The organism is Caballeronia zhejiangensis, from assembly GCF_000698575.1.
GTDB classification, from domain to species: Bacteria; Pseudomonadota; Gammaproteobacteria; order Burkholderiales; family Burkholderiaceae; genus Caballeronia; species Caballeronia zhejiangensis.
This window is the reverse complement of the sequence record NZ_JFHD01000001.1, coordinates 301,435-316,728: the sequence shown is the minus strand read 5'-3', so window position 1 is coordinate 316,728 and position 15,294 is coordinate 301,435. Positions and strand designations below refer to the sequence as shown.

The window sequence follows — 15,294 nt, the reverse complement described above, 5'->3', positions numbered from 1 at the left end:
GTAACGGAAAGAAATGGAAAGTTCGCAAGCGTCGCGGGGGCCTCGGCGTCGCGCTTAGAATTTGGGCATGACACCACATGTACTGATGGTCGACGACGACCCCGTCGTGCGCGATCACGTCCGCGATTATCTGGAGCAGCACGGCTTCGACGTCTCCGTTCTCGACGACGGGACGGAGTTGCGCCGTCGCGTGCAGGCCGAGCGCCCTTCGATGGTCGTGCTCGACGTGATGATGCCCGGCAAGGACGGCATCAGCGCGCTGCGCGAACTGCGCAATGCGCGCGACGATATCCCCGTGATTCTGCTGACGGCCCGCTCCGACGTGCTCGATCGCGTCATCGGGCTGGAGCTCGGCGCAGACGATTATCTCGGCAAGCCCTTCGATCCGCGCGAGCTTCTGGCGCGCATCCGCTCGATCCTGCGACGCCGCGAGCCCGTGTCGTCCGACACGGCGAGCGCGCCCGAAATTCGCCCGGCCTATCGTTTCGGCCCGTTCGAAATGGACTTCGGCGCGCGCGAGTTGCGCCGCGACGGCGAACGCATCGCGCTGCGCTCCGGCGAATTCGCGCTGCTCAAGACACTCGTGAAGAACGCGATGGTCGTGCTCACGCGCGCGCAGCTCAACGAAAAAATGCGCGGCAACGGCGCGCATCGCGATCGCAGTCTCGATGTCGCGATCTGGCGTCTGCGCCGTCTGCTCGAAATCGATCCGTCCGAACCGCGTTACGTGCAGACGGTGTGGGGCCAAGGCTATATCTTCGTGCCGCACGGCGATCCGACCGCGGCCGGGCGCATCGCGGCGCGCGCGACCCTGTAGCGCGCGCGGCTTCATCGTCAGAAAGTCAGCACGCTCATGAACAGACGTTGCAGCCAGCCCATCGTCGTTGAATCCGCGAGCATGCCGACGCCCGCCTGCTCGATGCGCGCATTCGCCACCTTGTTCGACGCGACGTAATTGCCTGCCTCGATGTCCTTCGGATTGACGATGCCCGAGAAACGCAGCCGGTCCTGATTGCCGCTCATCGCGATGATCTTGTCGCCCGCGACCACGAGATTGCCGCCCGGCAACGTGCCGATGACCGACACCGCGAGCGTGCCGCTCATCGCCGACAGATTGCTCGTGCTGCCATTGCCCTTGAACGACGTATCCGCCGAACCGACGTTGAAAAGACGCGCAAGCCGCGCCGCCGCGCTGCTGGACTTGTCGGCGGCCTCGGCGCTGATGCTGCTCGCGCGGCTCGCCTTGGCATCGGCGGAATTGCTGCCCTGATACGACTCCGCAAGACGGATCGTCAGCACGTCGCCGACCTTCTGCGCGCGCGAAGTCTCGTACAGCGACACCGACGATCCCGCCTGATAGATCGCGCCCAGCGTGTTGACGTTGACCGGTTGCGCGACGGCCGGCGCATAAGTGGGCATCTCGACGATCGAGTGCGAGCCCGACGACGAGCACGCCGCCAGTGCGAGTGCGAACGCCGAGCAGGGCAATGTCGCGAATTTCATGAACAATCCTCTCCTTTGATTCAGGGCGCGTCGTGCACCGCGGCAAGACGCCACCGGTCGGTCGTATCGCGCAGCCACGCTTCGTACGCCTTCAGCCGATAAATCACGCGCGCCGAGGCCGCCGCGCCGTTCGCTTCCAGCGTGATCGAGCTGGTCGCGTTCTCCCAGGTGCGCGTCTGATAACCGTTCGCGCGCTCGACGCGGCTTCGGCCGAACTTCGACGACAGACCTTCGGCGAAGTCGTCGGCGACGCGCGCATCGATCACGAACGACATGCGATACAGCCGCGGCGACGGATCGCCCGGCATCGCCAGGAAGCGCAATACGTGATCGCGGGCGAGCGTGCCATCGACGACGGCCGCCGATTCCCTCCAGCCGCCTTGCGTGCGATGCGCCCACTTGCAGGCGATCGACAGGCTGTGCGTATCGCGCAGCACCATGCCGAGCGATGCCGCGTCGATATCCGTGTCGCATACGGCGACGCTGCCGGGCGGCGTCGCGCGCGCGGGCTCGTCGCGCCGGAATGCATCGAGCGCGATGCCGAGCTGCAGGCCGCGGAAGTCGAAAGGCTTCTGCGCCGCGGCGAATGCCGGCATCGCCATGCAAACGAAAAACGCGCAACGAAGAATCGTTCGCTTCATATCAGTCGATGGCAGTAGCGCAGGCGTCGAAAGGCGTGGACGCGGCATGACCCACGACCGGCACGACCTTCAGCAACGCCGATGTCGCGCGGCACGGCAACGCGGCGAGCGCGCAGCCGTCGAGCACGAACGGGCACGCCGCAAGCGCCGCGCACGCAAGGGCAAGACGAAAAGACCTCCGCATGATTTACGCAGTCGTATCGACGTGATTGCCGAGATGCGCCGGATTGCTCGCGGGCGTCTTCGCCGCGGGCGTGCCGGTTTCGACGGTCGGCGTTTCGGTGCCGCGCTTGATCGGCAGCGTGTGCGACGTCGCTTGCGTCGTATGTTGAGTGGCAGGGCTGGTGACGTTCATGCTGCTCCTTTTCGGATAAGGGACGTTGCGGATTGCAACGGGAGCAATCTTCGTCGAGCGCGCGATGCCACGATCACACAAGCAAAACGTCGTTTCCCCGAGTGCTTACGAGCCATTAGCAGCGATTACGCAGGCGTTACCAGTTCTTTCCTCGCGTGCGAATCTGCATGTTGCGGCGCAGCGCGCGGTGCGAGATGGTATGACTGTTTCGGTAGTAAAAGCGGGTTAACGTGAATTAAAACTGGCCGAATACCTTCATATAGTCAATCTATCTCGGCGCCGTTGCCTCGCTCGTCTCAAAACCCAAATACCGGAATGGCATCGGGATGAATAGAACAACGAATTAACAGGTTATTCCATAATCATTCGAACAAGCACGGATACATAGCCAACGGATGGAGGAACCACTGACATGAAACGCCGCACCGTGTTAGTTGCGATGGCCGCCGCGCCACTCGGCGCAATGCTCCCGCTTTCCGCGTTCGCGCAGAAGCCCATCGTCCTCGGGTTCGCGCAGGTGGGCGCCGAAAGCGAATGGCGCACCGCCAACACCGAGTCGATCAAGTCGAGCGCGAAGGAAGCCGGCATCGACCTGAAGTTCTCCGACGCGCAGCAGAAGCAGGAGAATCAGATCAAGGCAATCCGCTCGTACATCGCGCAAAAGGTCGATGTGATCGCGTTCTCGCCCGTCGTGGAGACTGGCTGGGAGACCGTGCTCGTCGAAGCAAAGAACGCGAAGATTCCCGTCGTGCTAACGGACCGCGCGATCAGCAGCAAGGACGACTCGCTCTATGTCACGTTCATCGGCTCGGACTTCACCGAGGAAGGCCGCAAGGCGGGCCGCTGGCTCGTCGAGAAGGAGAAAGGCAATCCGGGGCCGATCAATATCGTCGAATTGCAGGGAACGGTGGGCTCCGCGCCCGCGATCGATCGCAAGAAGGGCTTCGAGGAAATCATCAAATCCGATCCGAAGTTCAAGATCATTCGCTCGCAGACCGGCGACTTCACGCGCGCGAAGGGCAAGGAAGTGATGGAGGCATTTCTCAAGGCCGAAGGCAAGAAGATCAACGTGCTTTACGCACACAACGACGACATGGCGATCGGCGCGATTCAGGCGATCGAGGAAGCGGGCATGAAGCCGGGCAAGGACATCATCATCATTTCCGTCGATGGCGTGAAGGGCGCGTTCGAAGCGATGATGGCGGGCAAGCTCAACGTATCCGTGGAATGCAGCCCGCTGCTCGGGCCGCAGCTGATGTCCGTGGTGAAGGACATCAAGGCGGGCAAGTCGGTGCCCAAGCGGATCGTTACGCAGGAAAGCATCTTCCCGATGGAGGTCGCGGCGAAGGAATTCCCCAACCGCAAATACTGACCGCCGATGACATCGCCAGTACTGGAGTTGCGCGGCATCGACAAGCGCTTCGCCGGCGTTCATGCGCTGCAGGACGTGAACCTTGCGCTCTATCCGGGCGAGGTTCACGCGCTCATGGGGCAGAACGGCGCGGGCAAGTCGACGCTCATAAAAGTGCTGACCGGCGTCGTGAGTCTCGACGCCGGCGAGATTCTGCTCGAGGGCCGCGCGATCCATCCCGATTCGCCGCTTGACGCGCAGAAGCTCGGCATCAGCACGGTCTATCAGGAAGTGAATCTGTGCCCGAACCTGTCGGTGGCGGAGAACATCTTCGCAGGCTATTTTCCGCGGCGCGGCGCGCTGCATGGCTATCGCATCGACTGGGATAAGACGCACGGGCAAGCGCGTGAGCTGCTTGCGCGCATCGGTCTCGATATCGACGTGACGCGTGTGCTGACGAGCTATTCGGTCGCCGTGCAGCAGATGGTCGCGATCGCGCGCGCGCTCAAGCTATCGTCCAAAGTGCTGATTCTCGACGAGCCGACCTCCAGCCTCGACGACGACGAAGTGCGCCGCCTCTTCGATGTACTGCGCCGCTTGCGCGAACAAGGGCTCGCGATTCTCTTCGTCACGCACTTTCTGAATCAGGTCTATGCGATCTCGGATCGCATCACGGTATTGCGCAACAGCCGGCGCGTCGGTGAATGGCCGACGAGCGAACTGGGCGCGCAGGCGCTCATCGCGGCGATGCTCGGCCGTGAGCTTGCCGCCGCGCAGGCGCGTCAGTCGCCGCCCGACGACATCGAAACGGCCACGCAGGAAACGGCGTTGCTCGATGCCACGCGACTCGGCCAGAAAGGCCAGCTTCAACCGCTCGATCTGCGCGTGCGCGCGGGCGAAGTGGTGGGCGTCGCGGGCCTGCTCGGTTCGGGGCGCACCGAACTCGCGAAGCTGCTCTTCGGCCTCGAAAAGCCCGACGAAGGCGAACTGCGCATCGATGGCATGCCGGTCTCCTTCACGACGCCCGCGCAGGCGATCCGTCACGGCATCGCGTTCTGTCCGGAAGAGCGCAAAGCGGACGGCATCGTCGCGGAGCTGTCGCTGCGCGAGAACATCGCGCTGGCGTTGCAGGCACGCATGGGCGCGCGGCGCTGCCTCACGCGCGCCGAACAGAACGCGCTCGCCGAACGCTTCGTGCGCGCGCTCGGCATCAAGGCCGCGACGCTCGACATGCCTATCGGTCTCTTGTCCGGCGGCAATCAGCAGAAGGCGCTCATCGCGCGGTGGCTCGCGACCGAGCCGCGCCTTCTGATTCTCGACGAGCCGACGCGCGGCATCGACGTCGCCGCGAAGCAGGAAATCATGGACGAAATACTCCGGCTCGCATCGACGGGCATGGCCGTGCTGTTCATTTCTTCGGAGATATCGGAGGTGGTGCGTATCGCGAATCGCATCGTCGTGTTGCGCGACCGGCGCAAGGTCGGCGAGTTGCCCGCCGGAACCAGCGAAGATACGGTATGCGAAATGATCGGAGCCGAACATGGATGACACCGCGCGCCGCATGACGCTTCGTTCGATGATGGAACATCGGCTCGGCTGGCCGATCGTCACGCTCGTGCTGCTGCTCGCGCTGAACGCTGCGTTCAATCCGGGCTTTCTGCATGTCGAGTGGCGCAACGGTCACGTCTACGGCAGTCTCGTCGATATCCTCAATCGCGCCGCGCCGCTCGCGGTCGTCGCGCTCGGCATGACTATCGTGATCGCCACGCGCGGCATCGATATCTCCGTCGGCGCGGTCGTCGCCATCGCGGGAGCGGTCGCCGCGTGGGCGATCGGCGGATCGATCGCGGGCAACGTCACGCGCTTCCCGTTGCCTGTCGTGATCGTGGCGGCGCTCGGCGTCGCGTTGCTGTGCGGCTTGTGGAACGGCCTGCTCGTCGCGCGCGCGGGCATGCAGCCGATCATCGCGACGCTCATCCTGATGGTCGCGGGACGCGGCATCGCGCAGCTCATCACGAACGGTCAGATCATCACGATCTACTACACGCCCTACTTCTTCTTCGGCGGCGGCTATCTGCTCGGATTGCCGACATCGATATGGATCGTCGCGCTCGTGTTCGTGCTGCTGTATCTTGCGATCACGCGCACGGCGCTCGGCCTCTTCCTGCAGGCGATCGGCATCAATCCGACCGCCGCGCGCGTCGCGGGCGTGCAGGCGAAACGGCTCACGCTCGGCGCGTATGCATTCAGCGGTTTGTGCGCGGGCGTGGCGGGCATTCTCATCAGCTCGAACGTCAAGAGCGCCGACGGCAACAACGCGGGCCTCTTGCTCGAACTCGATGCGATCCTCGCCGTCACGCTCGGCGGCACCGCGCTCACGGGCGGTCGCTTTACGCTCGCGGGCAGCGTGATCGGCGCGCTCATCATCCAGACGCTCACGTATCTGATCTATTCGCTCGGCGTGCCTCCGGAGGTGAATCTCGTGGTGAAAGCCATCGTCGTGTTCGCGGTGATGATGCTGCAATCGGGCGAGTTCCGCGCGACGGTCGTGAAGTTCGCGCGCCGCCCTGCTATTGGCCGCAGCGAGGTGCGCCGATGAGTTCGCCCTTGCCCAAGCCGCCGGGCGTCACGCTTGCGCATCCTCGCGACGCCGCTGCACCGAAGCGCAGCTTCTCGACGAGCCGCTATCTGCCGCTCGCCGCGACAATCACGCTGTTCATCGCGATCTCGGTACTCGGCTCGGTGATGTACACCGGCTTCTTCTCGCCGCAGGTCTTTCTCAATCTGCTGATCGACAATGCGTTTCTGATCGTCGTCGCGGTAGGCGAGACCTTTGTGATTCTGTCGGGCGGCATCGACCTTTCGGTGGGATCGGTGATTGCGCTGACGACGATGGTATCCGCCGCGCTCGTCGAAAAAGCGGGCTGGCATCCGCTCGTCGTGATCCCGCTCGTGCTCGCGATGGGCACCGCATTCGGCACGCTCATGGGCTGGCTCATCGCGCGCTTTCGCCTGCAGCCGTTCATCGTCACGCTGGCGGGCATGTTCCTCGCGCGCGGGCTGTGCTATCTCATCAGCATCGATTCGATCAGCATCACCGATCCGTGGTATGCGGCCGTATCGCAGATTCGCATACCGGTCATGAGCGGCGCGTCGCTCTCGCTCGGTGCGGTGATCGCGCTAGTCGTGCTCGCGGCCGCCGTGTTCATCGCGCATTACACGCCGTTCGGCCGCACCATTTATGCGGTCGGCGGCAATCCGCATTCGGCGCTTCTGATGGGCTTGCCGGTGAACGCCGCGACCATCGGTGCGTACGCGCTATCGGGCTTCTGCTCCGCGCTCGGCGGCGTGCTGTTCACGTTCTACATGCTCTCGGGATACGGCCTGCACGCGATGGGTCTCGAACTCGATGCGATCGCCTCGGTCGTCATCGGCGGAACGCTCTTGACGGGCGGCGTCGGCTATGTGATCGGCACGCTGTTCGGCGTGCTTCTTCTCGGCATCATTCAGACGCTGATCTCGTTCGACGGCTCGCTCAGTTCATGGTGGACGAAGATCGCGGTCGGCGCATTGCTGCTCGTGTTCTGTCTGTCGCAGCGCGCGTTCGGCGATCGCTCCGCGGCGAAGCGCTGACGACGCCATGGACTATCGTCATCCACAACCTCGCAAGAGCATGCACGCGCGCATCGTGCAGGAGCTCGGCATCGACATCGTGAGCGGCAAGCTCAGTCCCGGCGATCGCCTGCCCGCCGAAGCGAAGCTGTGCGAAGCCTACGGCGTGAGCCGGCCCGTGCTGCGCGAAGCGACGCGCGTGCTGGTCGCGAAAGGGCTCGTGCTGTCGAAGCCGCGTCTTGGCAGCGTCGTGCGTCCGCGCGATGAATGGCACACGCTCGATCCCGATGTCCTCTTCTGGACGATCACCAGCGTGCATGAAGGCGCGTTCTTTCAGTCGCTGCTCGTGGTGCGCAGGATCGTCGAACCGGCGGCGGCCGCGCTCGCCGCATCGAATGCGACAGAGGAAGATGTCACGCGCATCCGCGATGCGTACGAGCGCATGTCGCATGCGCCGACGCCCGAGGCACTGCTTACGCCCGATCTGGAGTTTCATCGCGCGATCATGACGGCGACGCACAACGACATGCTGATGTATATCGGGCACATGTTATCGCTCGCGCTGTCGGAGTCGATCAAGCTGACGAGCCGTCATCCGGATACGCACGCGCTGTCCTTGCCGCGCCACAAGGCAATACTCACCGCGATCGCGAATCGCGATCCGCTCGGCGCGCGTCACGCGAGTCTCGTGCAACTCGACAATGCGCTCGCCGATGCCCAAAGCGTGTTGACGGCGGTTTATCAGGAGTAAGGCTTCAAGTATTGCGCCGCCACGCGTTGTCCTTCAGCGCGTTCGCGAGCGCATCGACAGACCATGTTTCATCGAGCGCCTGACGCAATAGCGCCTGCTGACTCTTCGGCGCAAGACCGCCGATGGGCGGATCGCGATCGAGGTTCGTCGGGAACGCGTAGCCTTCCGCGCACGCAGCGATGACCGCATCGATCTCCGCATCGCTCATGCTTTCCGTCGACTTGAAATCGAGCAGTACCGGATAGACGGATTCGCACATGCGCGCGCGATCGAGCGTTTCCATCGCGCGTCCATATGCCGATGACACCTGCAGCAGATTCGCCATGCGCTGCACGTCGCGCGTGCGGTTCGCGCCCGCGGCATGAAAGAGCGCGGGGCTGAAGAAAAGTGCATCGCCCTTTTCGAGCGGCAATTGAACGTGATGCGCTTCGAAATATTCGCGGAAGTCCGCGCGCCGCCACGCGAGATACCCTTGCGCATAGCGCTGCGAAAACGGCAGCAGCTTCGTCGGACCGCTTTCCACAGGCATGTCGCTATGTGCGACCGCGCCTTTCAGCGTGAGATACGGCGAGATCGCGTGAACATGCGCCGGATAGCGCCGCACTTCATCGGCAGTCTGGAAACCGAGATGATAGTCGCGATGCGCCTGCTGCGCGTCGCCGCCCGGACGCACGACATTGACTTGCGATGTCATCTGAAAACCGGGGCCGAGCCATGCAAGCGCCGCGCATTCGATGAACCGGTTCGCAAAGTAACGCGCGAACACGCGCGGCGCGTGCAGACAGAGCTTTTCCTGCGCATTCCAGATACGATCGTTCGCGCCCGCCTTCGCGAAGTGATCGGCGGCACTCGCACCGCGTTCCCGCTCTTGCCGGATGATCGATTCGAAGATCGCGGCGGCCTCGTCGATAGGATCGACATCCGCATACGCATGCTTGAGCACGAACACGCCTGCGCCATCGCGCAGGACCGTGGCCCATTCCGCCTGCAACGCCATGCATGTCGATGAATCGTCCAGCGCGGGGGCGAGCGCGCCGCAGTCATATAACGGAATGCCGCGCTGAATGTGCGACGCGAATGTCAGCTTCGGTCGCGCGTCGCGCTCGAGCAGGCTCGCGAATTCATCGAGTGAGCAATCGCTTTCGGTGTACCGGTTCGTCTGATTCATGTCTCGCTCCGTTTTCGACAAGCATAGCGGCTGATGCTGCCGAATGCGCGGCACGAATGACGGCAGCCTACTTCAGCGGATCGTGGCCCCAGTTCATCAGCGAGTATCGCCAGTGCGAATGCTCGACTTCGTGCGGGCGCTGCGCGAGGTGCCGCTTGATGTAACCGACGACCTTGCGCATGTGCGCGTAGTCGTCTTCGCCGAGATCGGCCTTCTTCTTGCCGAGAATGTCGATGATATGCCGACCCGACTTGTGCCCCACCGATTCGCCGCCGCCGTTCTTCTGGCCGACTTCGCGCGACTCGTCGGTCGCGAGCCACTTTTCGAGTTGAGCGGGCGTCATGTTGACGAGATCCTTGAAGGTGCCGTAAGTCGCGGCGTCGTCATCGTGGTGCTGCGCGGTCATGAGTTGCCTCCGTCGTCGGCGATGTCATGCCCGCGATTCAGCAAGCATCACACCCGCTTCAGATACCGCTCAAGGAACTCGATGAATACGCGCACTTTCGCCGACAAATTCAGCCGCTCGGGATAGATCGCATAGATATCGGCGGGCGGCATCGACCAGTCGGTGAGCACGCGTTCGAGCGCGCCGGAATCGATAAACGACTGCGCGTCCCATTCGGAACGCGTCAGCACGCCGTGACCGTCGAGCGCCCAGCGCAGCGTCGCTTCGCCATCGTTGCTGCTCATCGTGCCGTGGACTTTCACCGTTTCGTGCCGCTTGCCCTTCGTGAAATGCCAGGTGCCGTACGCCGTGTCGTTCTCGCGCAGCACGATGCAGCGATGACCGCGCAGATCGTCCGGCTCCTTCGGCGTGCCATGCGCTTTCAGATACGCCGGCGCTGCGCATACGAAGCGCCGGTTCGCCGCGATCTTTCTGCCGACCACGCGCATGTCCGGCAATTCACCGAAGCGAATGCCGACATCGAACGCGAATTCGGCGAGATTCATCGGACGATCGGTGAGATCGAGCTGCACTTCGACATCCGGATATTGCCGACGAAACTCCGACAGCGCCGGCGCGATATGACGCCGCCCGAAGCCGAAGGTCGCGTTCACTTTCAACAGGCCGCGCGGCAGATCGCGGCTGCTCGACACCATGCGCTCCAGTTCCTGCACCTGTTCGAGCAGGCGCGAGCCGGTGCCGAAATAGAGCTCGCCTTCCTGCGTCATCGCGAGCCGCCGCGTCGTGCGGTTCAGCAGCTTCACGCCGAGACGCCGTTCGAGCTGGCTGAGGCGCGCGCTCACGGCGGGCGGCGTCACGCCGAGCTCGCGCGCGAGCGCCGACAAGCTGCCTTGCGTGACGAGCCGCGCGAAAAACTCCAGGTCGGCGATCGAGTCCATTTTTAAATTTAGCTTAACAATGGGTTAAGACAAGCTGCATTTTACGGTCTCCGTTATCGAATTACACTGGCTTCGACTTATCGGAGAAGCAAGAACGGAGACAGCATGGGACAGACGCTTTATCGGAAGATCGTGGACAGCCACACGGTTTTTCACGTCGACGATGAACACGTCGCGCTTTACGCCGACCTGCACATCATGAACGAGTACACGAGCCCGCAAGCATTCGCGGGACTCGCGCAAAAAAACCTGCCGGTGCGTTGCCCGGAAAAGCAGATGGGTGTCGTCGATCATGTGATTCCGACGCATCCCGTCGCGGTCGACAAGCGCACGATCATGATCGGCGCCGCCGCGCAGCAGGCCGCGAACTTCACGCGCAACTGCGCGGAGCACGGCATCCATCTGTTCGATGTGCGCGACCATGCGCAAGGCATCGAGCATGTGGTCGCGCCGGAGATCGGCCTGATTCGCCCCGGCATGGTCGTGCTGTGCGGCGACAGTCACACCACGACGTATGGCGCACTCGGTGCGCTGGGCTTCGGCATCGGCACATCGGAAGTGGAACATGTGCTCGCGACGCAGACGCTCGTCTATCGCGTCGCGAAGGACATGCGCATCGTCGTGGATGGCGCGCTGCCTCGCGGCACGACATCGAAGGATCTCGTGCTCTACATCATCGCGAAGATCGGTGCGCAGGGCGCGCGCGGTTACGTCGTCGAGTATGCGGGCAGCGCGATCGATGCGCTCTCCGCCGAGGCGCGCATGACCTTGTGCAACATGACCGTCGAAGCAGGTGCGCGCGGTGCGTTGATCGCCCCCGACGAGACGACGATTCGCTATGTCGCCGAGCGCATCGCAACCGATGCATTCGTCGCGCAATGGAAGCAGTTCGCGTCCGACGCCGACGCATCGTTCGACATCACGCATCGCTTCGACGCGCGCGATGTCGCGCCGTTCGTCACATGGGGCACGAGCCCGGATCAGGCCATCGCGATCGATGCGCGCATTCCCCGCCTCGCCGATGAACCGGTCGCGCAACGCAATGCATCGAAGGCGCTGGACTACATGGGACTCGATGCCAATCAGGCGATCGACGGCCTCGCGATCGATCACGTATTCATCGGTTCATGCACGAACGCGCGCATCGAAGACTTGCGCGCCGTCGCCGATATCGTGCGCGGCCGCAAGGTCGCGCCTTCCGTGCGTGCGATGGTCGTGCCCGGTTCCGGCATGGTCCGCGAGCAGGCGGAACGCGAAGGCATCGCCAGCGCGCTGATCGAGGCGGGCTTCGAATGGCGTCAGCCTGGCTGCTCGATGTGCCTCGCGATGAACGACGACATCCTGCAACCCGGCCAGCGCTGCGCGTCCACGACCAACCGCAATTTCGAGGGCCGCCAGGGACGCGGCGCCCGCACCCATCTGATGAGTCCCGCGATGGCTGCCGCCGCCGCGCTCGCGGGCCGTATCGTCGACGTACGCAAGGAGCTGGAGCATGTCTGAACACGCAACATTGACCGGCATCGCCGCGCCGTTGCCGCTGAACAATCTCGACACCGACCAGATCATGCCGAAGCAGTTTCTGTTCGGCATCGACAAGTCCGGTCTCGCGCGCGGCGTTCTGTATGACTTGCGCTTCGATGCATCGGGCAACGCACGCAAAGACTTCGTGCTGAACAGGCCCGACTATGCGGGCGCGCGCATTCTCATCGCGGGCGCGAACTTCGGCTGCGGATCGAGCCGCGAGCACGCCGTATGGGGCTTGCAGCAAGCGGGAATCGATGCCGTTATCGCGCCGAGCTTCGGCGAAATCTTCTACTTCAACGCGCAGAACAATCGCTTGCTGCTGATCGCGCTCGATGAAGCCGTCGTCGCTGCATTGAGCGCGCTCGCGAGCGATGCAAAGACGAATCAGTTGACCATCGACGTCGCGAATCAACGCGTGAGCACGAGCGACGGCACGCACTACGCGTTCGATCTTCCGCAGCGACCGAAGCGCATGTTCATCGAAGGACTGGACATGATCGGCATGACGCTCGCCGACAGCGACGCGATCCGCGCATTCGAAGCGAAGCACGAGGCGCTGCATCCGTGGATGAAGATCGATTTGCCCGCGCTACGCAACAAGCAAGCAGCGTAAGGCGAAAAAGAGACGCACGAGCGTCCATCGCCGCATCACTTCTCAATCAGGAGACACGATATGGAAAGCCCTTCGTTGCGCACGGGCGCGACGCCGCTCGGACTGCGCGCGCGCTTCTCGTTGATGACCATCGGCGGCATGCCGGTCGCGATGTTCGTCGCGCTCGCACTGGTGACGATACTCGCCGCCATCACCGGCAAATTGCCGAACGACATGATCGGCGGCTTCGCCGTGCTGATGTTATCGGGCCTGTTGCTCGGCGAAGTCGGCAAACGCATTCCGGTGTTCAGGCATATCGGCGGGCCCGCGATTCTCTGTCTCTTCGTGCCTTCGGCGCTGCTCGGCTACAAGCTGATGGACGATGCCGCGCTCAAGGCCATCACCACGACGATGAAGACCGCGAACCTGCAATACCTCTATATCGCGTGTCTCGTCGCGGGCAGCATTCTCGGCATGAATCGCAAGATCCTGATTCAAGGCTTTCTGAAGATGTTCGTGCCATTGCTGGTCGGCACGGTGACGGCGATCGCGGCGGGCGTGCTAGTCGGACTGATGTTCGGCTATGACCCGAAGCACACGTTCTTCTATATCGTCATGCCGATTCTGGGCGGGGGCATCGGCGAAGGCATTCTGCCCTTGTCGATCGGTTATGCGGAAATCACCGGCGCGGCGCAAGGTCATCTGATCGCGATGATGGTGCCCGCCGCGCTCATCGGCAACGTCGTCGCGATTCTCGCGAGCGGCTTGCTCAAGCGCTTCGGTGAGAAACATCGCGCATATAGCGGCGACGGCATGCTCGTGAAGAGCGGCGACGATCAGGCGCTGCTGAAGGAACAGAAAGCCGAGGCCGCGCTCGATCTGCGCCTGATGGGTTTCGGGCTGCTGCTCGGCTGCACGCTGTTCATTCTCGGCATGCTGCTCGCGCCCGTCACCGGCATTCCCGGACCCGTGCTGATGATCGTCGCAGCCGCCGTGCTGAAGGTCGTGCGCGCGATTCCCGAACGCATGGAGATCGGCGCGTATCAGATCTACAAGTTCATGTCGACGAATCTCACCTTCGCGATCCTCGTCGGACTGGGCACGCTCTTCGTGTCGTGGGACAAGCTCGTCGGCGCATTCTCGCCCGCGTACTTCGTGATCTGCGCGTCGACGGTCGCGGCGATGGTCGTATCGGGATTCTTCGTCGGCGCGTGGCTGAAGATGTATCCAGTCGAAGCGGCGATCATCACCGCTTGCCATAGCGGTCTCGGCGGCACGGGCGATGTCGCGATTCTGTCGTCGTCGAATCGCATGGGACTCATGCCCTTCGCGCAGATTTCGACGCGCATCGGCGGCGCGGGCATGGTCGTGTTCGCCACGCTGATGATGAAGTGGTTCGGCTGACGTGCATGCGGCGCGCGCGTCGCACGATTAGCGGTTCGGCGCGCGCGGAACGGGCAGGAAATGCAGCAAGGCCTTGAGCGTATAGATGACGATCATGGTCCCGGCAAGATCGCCGATGAACATCGCGAAGAATCGCGCGACGATATGCTCCGTATCGCCCTGAAGATAAAACCAGATGTTATGCAGCAGCGGACCGGCAAGCGCATAAGCGACGGTGAGCATCATCAATCTGCCCGCCGTCAGATTCGATAGCGACGCGTCGAGTCCATAGACCTCGCGCGCGAGTCGATACACGGCATAAGGCGCGACGGTCGCAATGATGCCGCCGACGAAAGATCTCACCGGATCATTCGGAAAGAAATAAAAGAAATCGACGAGCCAGCTTGCGAAAAGCAGCCCGAGTGCGCCGTCCGCGCCCAACAACAGCGTGCTGAGCAGCCGAATGCCGGCCGGAAGATAAATCCAGTTCACGCCTCGCACGAACTCGGAATGAGTAAAGATTTCCTGATTGGCCCAGAGCGAGGTGATAAAGACGAGCGCCGTTCCGACGACGGAACATAAGCGAAGTTGAAGGGAAGACATTGGCGGCGTGCCAGTGAGCGGCGGTAAGGACGCACATCTTATCGCAGCACCGCGCGAATTCATGCGTCGCGCATCGTGCGCGTCTGGCCTTGCGCTCTTCCGCCGTAATTCGCCGACGATTCGAGTTTGGCCGCGATGCGCTCCAGTTCGTTCAGAAGCGATTCGAGCTCCATGCGCTGAAGCGGCGCGATGGCGGGCGCATGCTGCAATTCCTCGATGCGCTCGCGCCAGTACGAAACGGGCCACGCCGCGCTGCGATGCCAGTGGCGCGAGCGGATCATCCTCGCGAGATGTTCGATCTCCTGCTCGATGAAATGCGCCGTGATGTAGTTGTTATCGCGTTCCTGAACCACGCCCCTGCCCTCCCGGGAAATCGCTCGGGCGATAGCGAAACGCGCTCACTCGTCCGCTCTTCGTATTGCGACCTTGTATTGCGACCTTGTATTGCGCCCTTGCTCGACGCACTA

General features: G+C 62.9%; 18 protein-coding genes. 9 read left to right on the top strand and 9 right to left on the bottom strand.

Features of this window, described 5'->3' with window-relative positions; translation table 11 throughout:
- The first annotated feature begins 67 nt into the window (after nt 1–67).
- Complete coding sequence (locus BG60_RS01425; RefSeq protein WP_033536014.1) at nt 68–817, top strand: response regulator; 750 nt, start codon at nt 68–70, stop codon at nt 815–817.
- 17 nt (nt 818–834) lie between these two features.
- Here the strand turns inward: BG60_RS01425 and BG60_RS01420 are convergent, their stop codons facing one another.
- From BG60_RS01420 to BG60_RS38645, 4 genes are read right to left on the bottom strand one after another with little or no spacing between them, the layout of a single operon-like run.
- The gene (locus BG60_RS01420; RefSeq protein WP_008346373.1) at nt 835–1,503 is read right to left on the bottom strand and encodes a flagellar basal body L-ring protein FlgH; all 669 of its coding nucleotides are present in this window, start codon (nt 1,501–1,503) and stop codon (nt 835–837) included.
- A gap of 20 nt (nt 1,504–1,523) precedes the next feature.
- Entirely contained in the window at nt 1,524–2,099 is a 576-nt protein-coding gene (locus BG60_RS01415) for a hypothetical protein (protein ID WP_235366186.1), read from the bottom strand.
- 46 nt (nt 2,100–2,145) lie between these two features.
- Nucleotides 2,146–2,328 (bottom strand): DUF6726 family protein, encoded by a 183-nt coding sequence (locus BG60_RS01410; protein ID WP_033536015.1) that lies wholly within the window; start codon nt 2,326–2,328, stop codon nt 2,146–2,148.
- A 3-nt stretch (nt 2,329–2,331) separates the two neighbouring features.
- On the bottom strand, nt 2,332–2,499 hold the full coding sequence (locus BG60_RS38645; RefSeq protein WP_160172871.1) for a hypothetical protein: 168 nt from the start codon (nt 2,497–2,499) through the stop codon (nt 2,332–2,334).
- A gap of 412 nt (nt 2,500–2,911) precedes the next feature.
- On the opposite strand from BG60_RS38645, the gene BG60_RS01405 reads away from it, so the two are divergent.
- Genes BG60_RS01405 through BG60_RS01385 form a run of 5 tightly spaced genes read left to right on the top strand, consistent with a single transcriptional unit; the run spans nt 2,912 to nt 8,213 of the window.
- Nucleotides 2,912–3,871: an ABC transporter substrate-binding protein gene (locus tag BG60_RS01405; RefSeq protein WP_008346369.1), complete on the top strand. Its 960-nt coding sequence runs from the start codon at nt 2,912–2,914 to the stop codon at nt 3,869–3,871.
- Nucleotides 3,872–3,877: 6 nt separating this feature from the next.
- Nucleotides 3,878–5,398 (top strand): sugar ABC transporter ATP-binding protein, encoded by a 1,521-nt coding sequence (locus BG60_RS01400; protein WP_034470137.1) that lies wholly within the window; start codon nt 3,878–3,880, stop codon nt 5,396–5,398.
- On the top strand, nt 5,391–6,449 hold the full coding sequence (locus tag BG60_RS01395) for an ABC transporter permease (protein ID WP_008346365.1): 1,059 nt from the start codon (nt 5,391–5,393) through the stop codon (nt 6,447–6,449). Before BG60_RS01400 ends, BG60_RS01395 begins: the two co-directional genes overlap by 8 nt.
- Complete coding sequence (gene yjfF, locus BG60_RS01390; protein ID WP_008346364.1) at nt 6,446–7,483, top strand: galactofuranose ABC transporter, permease protein YjfF; 1,038 nt, start codon at nt 6,446–6,448, stop codon at nt 7,481–7,483. Before BG60_RS01395 ends, yjfF begins: the two co-directional genes overlap by 4 nt.
- Before the next feature lie 7 nt (nt 7,484–7,490).
- Nucleotides 7,491–8,213 carry a FadR/GntR family transcriptional regulator gene (locus BG60_RS01385; protein ID WP_033536016.1) on the top strand — a complete coding sequence of 241 codons (723 nt, stop codon included), beginning with the start codon at nt 7,491–7,493 and terminating at the stop codon, nt 8,211–8,213.
- 4 nt (nt 8,214–8,217) lie between these two features.
- Here the strand turns inward: BG60_RS01385 and BG60_RS01380 are convergent, their stop codons facing one another.
- From BG60_RS01380 to BG60_RS01370, 3 genes are all read right to left on the bottom strand, one after another.
- Nucleotides 8,218–9,381 carry a phytanoyl-CoA dioxygenase family protein gene (locus BG60_RS01380; protein WP_034470134.1) on the bottom strand — a complete coding sequence of 388 codons (1,164 nt, stop codon included), beginning with the start codon at nt 9,379–9,381 and terminating at the stop codon, nt 8,218–8,220.
- Nucleotides 9,382–9,448: 67 nt separating this feature from the next.
- Entirely contained in the window at nt 9,449–9,787 is a 339-nt protein-coding gene (locus BG60_RS01375; protein ID WP_008346360.1) for a DUF3140 domain-containing protein, read from the bottom strand.
- A 47-nt stretch (nt 9,788–9,834) separates the two neighbouring features.
- Entirely contained in the window at nt 9,835–10,725 is an 891-nt protein-coding gene (locus BG60_RS01370) for a LysR family transcriptional regulator (protein ID WP_008346358.1), read from the bottom strand.
- 105 nt (nt 10,726–10,830) lie between these two features.
- Between BG60_RS01370 and leuC the strand changes: the two genes are divergently transcribed.
- From leuC to BG60_RS01355, 3 genes are read left to right on the top strand one after another with little or no spacing between them, the layout of a single operon-like run.
- The gene (gene leuC, locus BG60_RS01365) at nt 10,831–12,225 is read left to right on the top strand and encodes a 3-isopropylmalate dehydratase large subunit (protein ID WP_008346356.1); all 1,395 of its coding nucleotides are present in this window, start codon (nt 10,831–10,833) and stop codon (nt 12,223–12,225) included.
- Nucleotides 12,218–12,862 (top strand): 3-isopropylmalate dehydratase small subunit, encoded by a 645-nt coding sequence (gene leuD / locus BG60_RS01360; RefSeq protein ID WP_008346354.1) that lies wholly within the window; start codon nt 12,218–12,220, stop codon nt 12,860–12,862. The genes leuC and leuD overlap by 8 nt, the downstream gene beginning before the upstream one ends.
- A 60-nt stretch (nt 12,863–12,922) precedes the next feature.
- Complete coding sequence (locus BG60_RS01355) at nt 12,923–14,245, top strand: 2-hydroxycarboxylate transporter family protein (protein ID WP_034470131.1); 1,323 nt, start codon at nt 12,923–12,925, stop codon at nt 14,243–14,245.
- A gap of 27 nt (nt 14,246–14,272) precedes the next feature.
- Here BG60_RS01355 and BG60_RS01350 read toward each other — a convergent pair whose 3' ends face one another.
- Nucleotides 14,273–14,890: a hypothetical protein gene (locus BG60_RS01350; protein WP_235366187.1), complete on the bottom strand. Its 618-nt coding sequence runs from the start codon at nt 14,888–14,890 to the stop codon at nt 14,273–14,275.
- Entirely contained in the window at nt 14,887–15,180 is a 294-nt protein-coding gene (locus BG60_RS01345; protein WP_008346348.1) for a hypothetical protein, read from the bottom strand. Before BG60_RS01345 ends, BG60_RS01350 begins: the two co-directional genes overlap by 4 nt.
- Between the last annotated feature and the right edge of the window lie 114 nt (nt 15,181–15,294).